The sequence below is a fragment of the Inquilinus sp. YAF38 genome, from assembly GCF_052113205.1.
In the GTDB taxonomy this organism is placed as follows: Bacteria; Pseudomonadota; Alphaproteobacteria; order DSM-16000; family Inquilinaceae; genus Inquilinus.
In genome coordinates this window covers 1-8902 of the sequence record NZ_JBFRCU010000153.1, presented here as the reverse complement: position 1 = coordinate 8902, position 8902 = coordinate 1, and the positions used below count along the sequence as shown (strand labels likewise).

11 protein-coding genes are annotated in these 8902 nt (G+C 70.7%); 3 read left to right on the top strand and 8 right to left on the bottom strand.

Features of this window, described 5'->3' with window-relative positions; all coding sequences use genetic code 11:
- Nucleotides 1–282 precede the first annotated feature (282 nt).
- From AB4Z01_RS35095 to AB4Z01_RS35070, 6 genes are all read right to left on the bottom strand, one after another.
- Complete coding sequence (locus AB4Z01_RS35095) at nt 283–2454, bottom strand: molybdopterin cofactor-binding domain-containing protein (RefSeq protein ID WP_441701331.1); 2172 nt, start codon at nt 2452–2454, stop codon at nt 283–285.
- Nucleotides 2455–2465: 11 nt separating this feature from the next.
- The gene (locus AB4Z01_RS35090) at nt 2466–2939 is read right to left on the bottom strand and encodes a (2Fe-2S)-binding protein (RefSeq protein ID WP_441701329.1); all 474 of its coding nucleotides are present in this window, start codon (nt 2937–2939) and stop codon (nt 2466–2468) included.
- Nucleotides 2940–3023: 84 nt separating this feature from the next.
- A complete protein-coding gene (locus AB4Z01_RS35085; RefSeq protein WP_441701327.1) occupies nt 3024–3194 on the bottom strand; it encodes a hypothetical protein in 171 nt (56 codons plus the stop codon).
- A gap of 138 nt (nt 3195–3332) precedes the next feature.
- Nucleotides 3333–3698 carry a c-type cytochrome gene (locus AB4Z01_RS35080; protein WP_441701325.1) on the bottom strand — a complete coding sequence of 122 codons (366 nt, stop codon included), beginning with the start codon at nt 3696–3698 and terminating at the stop codon, nt 3333–3335.
- 32 nt (nt 3699–3730) lie between these two features.
- The gene (locus AB4Z01_RS35075; RefSeq protein ID WP_441701323.1) at nt 3731–4075 is read right to left on the bottom strand and encodes a hypothetical protein; all 345 of its coding nucleotides are present in this window, start codon (nt 4073–4075) and stop codon (nt 3731–3733) included.
- 138 nt (nt 4076–4213) lie between these two features.
- Nucleotides 4214–4876, bottom strand: coding sequence for an adenylate/guanylate cyclase domain-containing protein (locus AB4Z01_RS35070; RefSeq protein ID WP_441701322.1), 663 nt, complete (start codon nt 4874–4876; stop codon nt 4214–4216).
- A gap of 183 nt (nt 4877–5059) precedes the next feature.
- Here AB4Z01_RS35070 and AB4Z01_RS35065 point away from each other — a divergent pair, with 183 nt between their 5' ends.
- A complete protein-coding gene (locus AB4Z01_RS35065; protein ID WP_441701320.1) occupies nt 5060–5779 on the top strand; it encodes a response regulator in 720 nt (239 codons plus the stop codon).
- Nucleotides 5776–7209: a sensor histidine kinase gene (locus AB4Z01_RS35060; RefSeq protein WP_441701318.1), complete on the top strand. Its 1434-nt coding sequence runs from the start codon at nt 5776–5778 to the stop codon at nt 7207–7209. The genes AB4Z01_RS35065 and AB4Z01_RS35060 overlap by 4 nt, the downstream gene beginning before the upstream one ends.
- A 32-nt stretch (nt 7210–7241) precedes the next feature.
- Here AB4Z01_RS35060 and AB4Z01_RS35055 read toward each other — a convergent pair whose 3' ends face one another.
- Entirely contained in the window at nt 7242–7991 is a 750-nt protein-coding gene (locus AB4Z01_RS35055) for a TerC family protein (protein ID WP_441701316.1), read from the bottom strand.
- A 58-nt stretch (nt 7992–8049) separates the two neighbouring features.
- The gene (locus AB4Z01_RS35050; RefSeq protein WP_441701315.1) at nt 8050–8226 is read right to left on the bottom strand and encodes a hypothetical protein; all 177 of its coding nucleotides are present in this window, start codon (nt 8224–8226) and stop codon (nt 8050–8052) included.
- A gap of 186 nt (nt 8227–8412) precedes the next feature.
- On the opposite strand from AB4Z01_RS35050, the gene AB4Z01_RS35045 reads away from it, so the two are divergent.
- The coding region (locus AB4Z01_RS35045) for a shikimate dehydrogenase (protein WP_441701314.1) at nt 8413–8902 on the top strand (490 nt) is incomplete at its 3' end.

Below are 8902 nucleotides of genomic sequence, written 5' to 3'. Positions count from 1 at the left end.
CTGTTCGTTGCCTCTCCCGCTTGCGGGAGAGGTCGGGCTCGCGCAGCGAGACCGGGTGAGGGCGGCTCGGCCGCGACACCAGGGTCAGCGTTTCAGGACCGGGCGGATCATGCGCTCGCTCTCTGCAAGGCTGTGCTTTCGGCGAAGCCGCTATCCCCTCACCCGGAGCCGCTTCGCGTCTCCGACCTCTCCCGCAAGCGGGAGAGGCAAGACAACGTCGCCCGCCAGTCATCCGATTGGCCTGGGCCAGGACGGGCATGTCGGCAAGCACCTGACGCGTGGTCATGCGCTCAGATCGTGGTTGACCAGCGGCAGGGTGCGGATGCGCTTGCCGGTGGCGGCGAAGATCGCGTTCAGCACCGCCGGGGCCGCGACTGCGATGGTCGGTTCCCCGACCCCGCCCCAGAAGCCGCCGGACGGGAGGATGATCGTCTCCACCGCCGGCATCTCGTCCATGCGCAGCACGGTGTAGGTGTCGAAATTCTCCTGCTCCATGCGGCCGCCCTTCACGGTGCATTCGCCGTAAAGGCAGGCGGACAGGCCGTAGACGAAGGACCCCTCGACCTGGCGCTCGATCTGCGCCGGGTTGACGGCGTGGCCGGGGTCGGTCGCGGCGACGATGCGGTGGATCCGCAGGCGACCGTCGGTGACCGAGACCTCGGCCGCGGCGGCGACATAGCTGCCGAAGCCCATGATCTGGGCCAAGCCGCGATGCCTTCCCTCCGGCGCCGGGCTGCCCCAGCCGATCCGCTCCGCCGCCGCCTCCAGCACCGCCAGATGCTTCGGGTGGTTCGCCATCAGCTTGCGGCGGAAGGCGAGCGGGTCCTGCCCTGCGGCATGGGCCAGCTCGTCGATGAAGCACTCCAGGTAGACCGCGTTCTGGTTCAGGTTGACGCCGCGCCAGAAGCCCGGCGGCACCGGCGGGTTGCGCATGGCGTGGTCGACCAGCAGGTTCGGGACGGTGTAGCCGATCACCCCTTCCGCGCCGCTGCCGACCAGGCCCTGGAACACCACCGGGTCCATGCCGTTCTGCATGCCCTCCGGCCGCACCGCCGCCAGGATCGACTGGCCGGAGATCCGCATGTGCAGCGCCGTCACGGTGCCGTCCGCATCGAGCACGCCGGTCAGCTTGCACTGGGTGGTGGGATGGTATGCGCCGTGCAGCATGTCCTCTTCGCGCGACCACAGCAGCTTCACCGGCGTGCCGGGGATCTGCTTCGCGATGCGCACCGCCTGGCGCACATAGTCCTGGAAGTTGCCGCGCCGGCCGAAGCCGCCGCCGAGATGGATCTTGTACACCTCGCATTGCCGCACCGGCAGCTCGGCCGCGTCGGCCGCCGCCGCCAGGCTGGCCTCGCCGTTCTGGGTCGGCACCCAGACCTCGCAGCGCTCCGGCGTCCACACCGCGGTGGCGTTCATCGGCTCCATGGTGGCGTGGTTCTGGAAGGGATAGGCGTAGACCCCGGTGACCGTCTTGGCCGCGCCGGCGATCGCCTTGGGCGCATCGCCGACCTGGTTGCCGATGAAGGTGTCGCCCGCATCGAGCCCGGCGGCCAGCATCTCGGCGATCGAGGCGCTGCTGACGCCGGTGTTGGGGCCTTCGTCCCAGACCACCGGCAGGGCGTCCAACGCGGTCTTGGCCCGCCACCAGGTGTCGGCCACCACCGCCACGGTGGTGTCGTCGACCTGCACCACCTTGCGCACGCCGGGCATGCCCGCGACGGCGGCGGCGTCGAAGCTCTTCAGCCTGCCGCCGAACACCGGGCAGGCCTTGATCGCGGCGTTCAGCATGCCGGGCCGGACGATGTCGGCGCCGTAGATCTGCTTGCCGGTCAGCTTGTCCGCCGTGTCCAGCCGCGGCAGCGGCTTGCCGGCGATGGTCCAGTCCTCCGGGTCCTTCAGCGTGATGTCGGCCGGCGGCGTCAGCTGCGCCGCGGCGGTCGCCACCTTGCCGAAGGTGGTGCTGCGGCCGCTGGCGGCATGGCTGATCACGCCCTTGTCGACCGCGCAATCCGCCGGCTGCACCTGCCATTCCGCCGCCGCGGCCGCGACCAGCATCTCGCGCGCCGCCGCCCCGCCCTTGCGGACATAGTCGTGGGATTCGCGGATGCCGCGGCTGCCGCCGGTGGAGAAATTGCCCCAGATCCGGTCGCGGGCGACGTTCTCGCCCGGGGTCGGATATTCGGTGGTGACGCGGGACCAGTCGCAGCCCAGCTCCTCCGCCACCAGCTGGGCCAGCCCGGTCAGGGTGCCCTGCCCCATCTCGGAGCGGGCGATACGGATCACCACGGTCTCGTCCGGCTGGATCACGACCCAGGCATTGATCTCGGACACCGCCTCGGCCGCCAGGGCCTCGCCGGCGAAGGGCACGCGGAAGCCCAGCGACAGCCCGCCGATCGCGGCGGCGGCACTGACGATGAAGCCGCGGCGCGATACGCTCTGCACGATCGTCATTCTCGCCTCCCTCAGCCGCTCTGGACCGAGCCGCCATTGGCGGCGGCCTGCTTGATCGCCGCCCGCACCCGGTTGTAGGTGCCGCAGCGGCAGATGTTGGTGATCTCGGTGGAGATGTCGTCGTCGGTCGGGCTGCGGTTCTGCTGCAGCAGGGCCGCCGCGGCCATGATCATGCCGGCCTGGCAGTAGCCGCATTGCGGCACGTCGAGCGCCGCCCAGGCCTGCTGCACCGGGTGCGAGCCGTCGGGCGACAGCCCCTCGATGGTGGTGATCTGCTGGTCCGGCGTGATGCCGCTGACCGGCATCGCGCAGGACCGGGTGGCGACGCCGTCGATATGCACGGTGCAGGCGCCGCACTGGGCGATGCCGCAGCCGTATTTGGTGCCGGTCAGGCCGATCTGCTCCCGCAGCACCCACAACAGGGGCGTGTCGGGCTCGACGTCGACGCTGCGCTCGGTTCCGTTGATCCTGAGGGTGAAGGCCATGGCTGCCTCGCGGTTGGGCTGGGTGGGGCCGGAATGGCGTCACGCGACTGGCGGGCACCGGGTGGGTCCGGTGCCCGCCTCGCCTCAGCTCGGCTTGGCGTCCGAGGCCGGCGCCGGGGCCGTCGTGGTCGTCGTCGGGGTGCTCTGGGCCTTGGCATTGCGCTCGATGCAGCCGTCGCCCTGGGCCAGGGCGGTGCCGATGGTGGCCAGCAGGGCGAAGCCGGCCAGGACCGGAACGGGGAGTCTGGTGATCACGACACGTCTCCTGTGGTGGTTGCACGATCGAAGCCTGGGGGCCGGCTGTCGCAGAACCTTGTCCGGCGGCCCCGGGCTTTGTCGCGAGCCGTCTCGAAACGGCCCGCTGACACGGTTTGATACAAAGTCCCGGCCGGGTTACCGGCCGGAGAGATAGGCGATGATGGCGGCGCGCTGCGCGGCGTCGGCGAGGCGCAGCGTCATGCTGGTGCCGGGCACGGTGCCGCGCGGATCGGCCAGGAAGCCGTCGAGCGACTGGGCGTCCCAGGTGATGCCGGAGTCGCGCAGGGCTTGGGAGTATCGAGCGCCTTCGACGCTGCCGGCCTTGCGGCCGACCACGCCGGCGAGGCTGGGGCCGGCCCGGTTCTGCCCGGGCTCGACGCTGTGGCAGGAGGCGCAGCGGGTGCGGAAGGCGCGCTCCCCCGCCGCAGCGTCCTGGGCGGCGGCGGGCAAGGGGGCGCCAAGCAGCGCGGCGAAGGCCAGCAGCAGGGCCGGTCGGATCATCACGGACATCTCTCTTCGTTCCGAAGGTGTGGTCAGGCCTGGCCCGGCGGCCGCGCGGCCGCGAGGAAGGGGTTGGCGACCTGGGCCGGCGCCTCTCCATGGCAGATCTCGGTGCCGGCCGCCGCGCCGGGCCCGGGCAGGCCGGCCGAGCGGTAGACCGGTTCGCCCATCGGCTCGTGGCGGATGATCGTGCTCACGCCCAGAATCGCCACCAGGCCGAAGACAGACAGCCAGCCGGCCGCGACCTCGTTCCAGCTGAGGGCCAGCCGGTCGACCGGCGGGCGCCAACCCGGCTCGATGTGCTCCAGGCCGATCGCAGGACCGGTCCCGAGGGCGGTCCCCGCCGCGGCCGGCCGGATCTGTGTCGCGTCATGCATGGGGGTCATCCTTTCACTGATGCTCACGCACCATGCCGGCCGCTTGTCGCAGAACTGTGCCGAGTGGCCGGCGGGTTTGTCGCGGAGTGTCGCGTCAAGGACTGGATCGGACAGTTCGATACGATATTCCCGGGCCGCTCAGCCGAGCGCCGCCATGCGGATCGCCAGCCCTTCCGCCCGGCCGGGGATCCCGGCGCTGCAGACGACGGGAAAATGGGCCAGCCGGCGCTCCGACGGGGCATGGTCGGCCACCGCCCGGAACAGCTCCTCCGAGACGATGATGTCGCTGTGCCGGGTCCGGGTCATCCGCTCCAGCCGATGGGCGACATTCACCGTGTCGCCGAAGGCGCCGAGCCTGGCGTGACCGGCGGCGCCGACCCGGCCGATCATCACCGCGCCGGCATGCAGGCCGACCCCGATCCGGACGGGCAGGCCGTCGCGCCGCGCCCGGTTCCAGTCCTCGATCGCCTCCAGCATGGCGAAGCCGCAGCGCAGGGCCGCGCGGCCGGCGGCAGGGACAGGCCCGCACCACACCGCCATGATGCCGTCGCCGATCGGGTCGCCGATCACCGCGCCATGCTCCGCCACCGCCTCCGCCATGCGCTGGTGAAAGCCGGACAGCAGGGCGAAGCTGCCCGCCGGCTCCAGCGTCCGGCACAGCCGGGTGAAGCCGACGATGTCGGCGAACAGCACCGCGGCGAAGGCGGAGCGCGGTGCTTCGACCCGATCCGACGCCCGGCCGGCCGGGCGCAGCGCCGGCAGGCGCGGCCTGTCATGGCTGTTCTGTCCGATTGCCCACATGGCCCTGACCATCGCTGTTTACGCTGATGGGGGCACTATGGCGGGCAACTGTCGCAGGGATCTGTCACCGGACCGGGTTTTGAGTCGCGGAGTGTCGCAAAGCCGCGATCCGAGACAATCTGATACAATTTCCTGCGCGGGGTCCGGCGCCGTTTTCGGTATGTTCGGGCCGTGGAGCGCAGCATGGAATCCATACCGCACATCGCCGTCGTCGACGACCATCGCGACATCCGCGACCTCGTCGGCAAATACCTGTCGCAGCACGGCTACAGGGTCAGCGTCGCCGAAAGCGCGGCGGCGCTGCGCCGCATGCTGGAGCGCAGCGCGCCCGACCTGGTCGTGCTGGATGTCATGATGCCGGGCGAGGACGGGCTGTCGCTGTGCCGCTATCTGCGCGGCACCAGCAACCTGCCGGTGATCCTGCTGACCGCGATGGCGGACGACACCGACCGCATCATCGGCCTCGAGATCGGCGCCGACGACTACCTGACCAAGCCGTTCAACCCGCGCGAGCTGCTGGCCCGCATCAAGGCGGTGCTGCGCCGGGTCCACAGCCTGCCGCCGCAGCGCGGCCGGCTGAAGGCCAAGGCGCTGCGCTTCGACCGCTGGCTGCTGGATGTCGGCCGGCGCGAGCTGGTCGGGGAGGACGGCGTGGCGGTCGCGCTCAGCACCGCGGAGTTCCGGCTGCTGAACGCCTTCCTCGACCATGCCGGGCTGGTGCTCAGCCGCGACCAGCTGCTGGACCTGACCGTCGGCCGCGCCGCCGACAGCTTCGACCGCAGCATCGACAACCAGGTCAGCCGCCTGCGCAAGAAGATCGAGGCCGACCCCAAGGTGCCGGCCCTGATCAAGACCCATTGGGGCGGCGGCTACAGCTTCGTGGCGGAGGTCGAGCCGGCATGAGGCGGTGGTGGACCCACAGCCTGGCGGCCCAGTTCATCGGTCTGATGCTGCTGGCCCTCGCCCTGTCGCAGGGCATCGGCTTCCTGATCTCGTGGGATGAGCGCGGCCAGGCGCTGAAGGCCGCCGCCAAGAGCGAGTTCTTCAGCCGCACCGCGTCGCTGGCCCGCCTCTTGGAGGCGACGCCGCCGGCGCTGCAGGACGACATCCTGAGCGCCAGCGGCACCTCCTACAGCCGCTTCTGGGTGTCGCCCGATGGCCCGGGCGACGCCACGGCCTGGCGTCGCGAGGCCTGGACCCAGCTGGCCAAGCCGCTGCCGAGCCTGACGCCCTGGGGGCCGAAAGCGCCGAAGCAGGACAAGCCCGATGACCGCCGGGAATCGGCCCAGATCCTCGGCATCGGCACGGCCGCGGCGGCCGTGACCACGCCCTGGGTCGATGTGCCGGCGCATGCCTGGCCGCTGTCGCGCCCGGCCAGGTTCCTGTATCTCGACGAGGCCTACGGCATGGGCCTGTCGGCCCAGTTGGACGGCGGCGCCTGGCTGAACAGTGCCTATGCCAAACCGACCGGCAATTCGTTCTGGACCAACCAGGCGGTGGTGTCGGTCGCGGTCACCGCGGTCATGCTGTCGGTGTTCGGCATCATCGTGGCGCGCGGCATCGCCCGGCCGATGCGGCGCCTGGCCGTCGCCGCCGAGGCGCTCGGCCGCGGCGAAACCGGGGCGCCGCTGCCGGAGGCCGGGCCGGACGACATCCGCAACACCGCCGAGGCCTTCAACCGGATGCAGGAGCGGCTGCAGCGCTTCGTCGAGGACCGCACCCGCATGCTGGCGGCGATCGGCCACGACCTGCGCACGCCGCTGACCACCCTGCGACTGCGAGCCGAGTTCGTCGCCGATGCGGAGGAGCGCGACAAGATGCTGGCGACCATCGCCGAGGTCCAGAAGATGACCGAGGCCACGCTGGCCTTCGCCCGCGAGGAGTCAACGGCCGAGGGCACCCGCGCCGTCGACCTGCCGGCGCTGGTCGAGAGCCTGTGCGACGACCTGGCCGAGCTGGGCCGGGACGTCACCTTCATCGAAGGGCCGAAGATCAGCTATCGCTGCCGGCCCGACGCGCTGCGCCGCGCCGTCCGCAACCTGGTCGAGAACGCGGTCCGCTACGGCGAGCGCGCCCGGGTGCATGTGGCGCGGGCCGGCGACGGCATCGAGATCGTGATCGAGGATGACGGGCCGGGGATCCCGGACGGCGCCGCCGAGCAGGTCTTCGCCCCGTTCTTCCGGATCGAGAACTCGCGCAACCCGGAGACCGGCGGCGTCGGCCTGGGCCTGTCGATCGCCCGCACCATCGTGCGCCACCATGGCGGCGACATCGTCCTGGCCAACCAGGCCAAGGGCCTGCGCGCCACCATCAGCCTGCCGCGGGTGGGATAGGGCCGCCTGGACGGCCCCACCTCACGCCACGATCAGTGCTTGGTCTGGGCCGGAGCCTTGCCGCGCGCGGCCCGGCGGGACAGCATGTTCAGCCCCTCGACCAGGGCCGAGAACGCCATCGCGGCATAGATGTAGCCCTTCGGCACATGCGCGCCGAAGCCCTCGGCAATCAGCGTCATGCCGATCATCATCAGGAAGCCGAGCGCCAGCATCACCACGGTCGGGTTGGCGTGGATGAAGCGGGACAGCGGATCGGCGGCGGCCAGCATCACCGCTACGGCAAAAATGACAGCGATCACCATGATCGCCACGTGATCGGTCATGCCGACCGCGGTGATGATGCTGTCGAGCGAGAACACCAGGTCGAGCAGGAGGATCTGCCCGATGGCGGCGCCGAAGCCCAGCGTCGCCTTGGCGCTGCCGAAGACGTCGTCGGCCGGGGCCGGGTCGACGCTGTGGTGGATCTCCTTCGTCGCCTTCCACACCAGGAACAGGCCGCCGCCGATCAGGATCAGGTCGCGCCAGGAGAAGGGATGGCCGAGGACCTCGAACACCGGCGCGGTGAGCTGGACGATGATCGAGACCGTGCCTAGCAGGCCGAGCCGCAGGATCAGAGCCAGCCCGATGCCGATCCGGCGCGCCTTGCTGCGCTGGCTTTCAGGCAACTTGTTGGTCAGGATCGAGATGAAGATCAGGTTGTCGATGCCGAGCACGACCTCCATGACGACGAGGGTCGCCAGGGCAATCAGGGCGGTCGGGTCGGAGATCCAGGAGAAGTCCACGAGAGGTCCCTCGGAGTGGTGGGGGATGGAGGATCCGGCGGCGCCGGAGCGTGCCGTCTCACTCGAGCAGCGGCCGCTCGGTTTCCGGCCGCGCCAAGGCGTGCCGGGCGAGTTCGAGCGCCAGCAGCCGGGAGAAACCCTCGTGCTTCAGCAGCCGCTGTCGCGGCACAGCACTGGCCGGCTCGTCGTCGGCGATCGGGATCGTCGACCGGCGCGTCAGGTCAGTGGATGGCATTGCCCCCTCGTCAAGAGCCCCGACAATCATCGGCGCCGTCGTCCAACTGGCCGCTGAACCGCGACAATTCAAGATGGGCAGCATGGCGCAGCATGCCGTTTTGGTGTTCCGACCCGTTCGGCGGCAATTGACATGAACGTACCAGTTAGTACATTTTCGCTCAAAGATGTAGCGGCGCAGCTGTCCATGACCCATATCCGCCCCACCACCCTTCGCGTCGGCCTGATCGGCGCCGGCATCCAGGCGTCGCGGACTCCGGCGATGCATATGCGCGAGGGGGCGGAGCAGGGGCTGCGCTACGAGTACGAGCTGATCGACCTCGAGGCGCTCGGCCGCGGGGTCGAGGCGCTGCCCGAGCTGGTCACAGCGGCGGAGCGGCGCGGCTTCGCCGGTCTCAACATCACCCATCCCTGCAAGCAGGCGGTGATCCCGCTGCTGCACGCCCTGTCCGACGACGCGCGGGCGCTGGGCGCCGTCAACACCGTGGTGTTCGAGGACGGCCGCCGGACCGGCCACAACACCGACTGGTGGGGCTTCGCCGAGAGCGTCCGGCGCGGCCTGCCGGACGTGCGCAAGGACCGCGCGGTCCAGCTCGGCGCCGGCGGTGCCGGGGCGGCGGTGGCGCATGCCGCCCTCACCCTCGGGGTCGGCACGCTGGCGATCTTCGATGTCGACC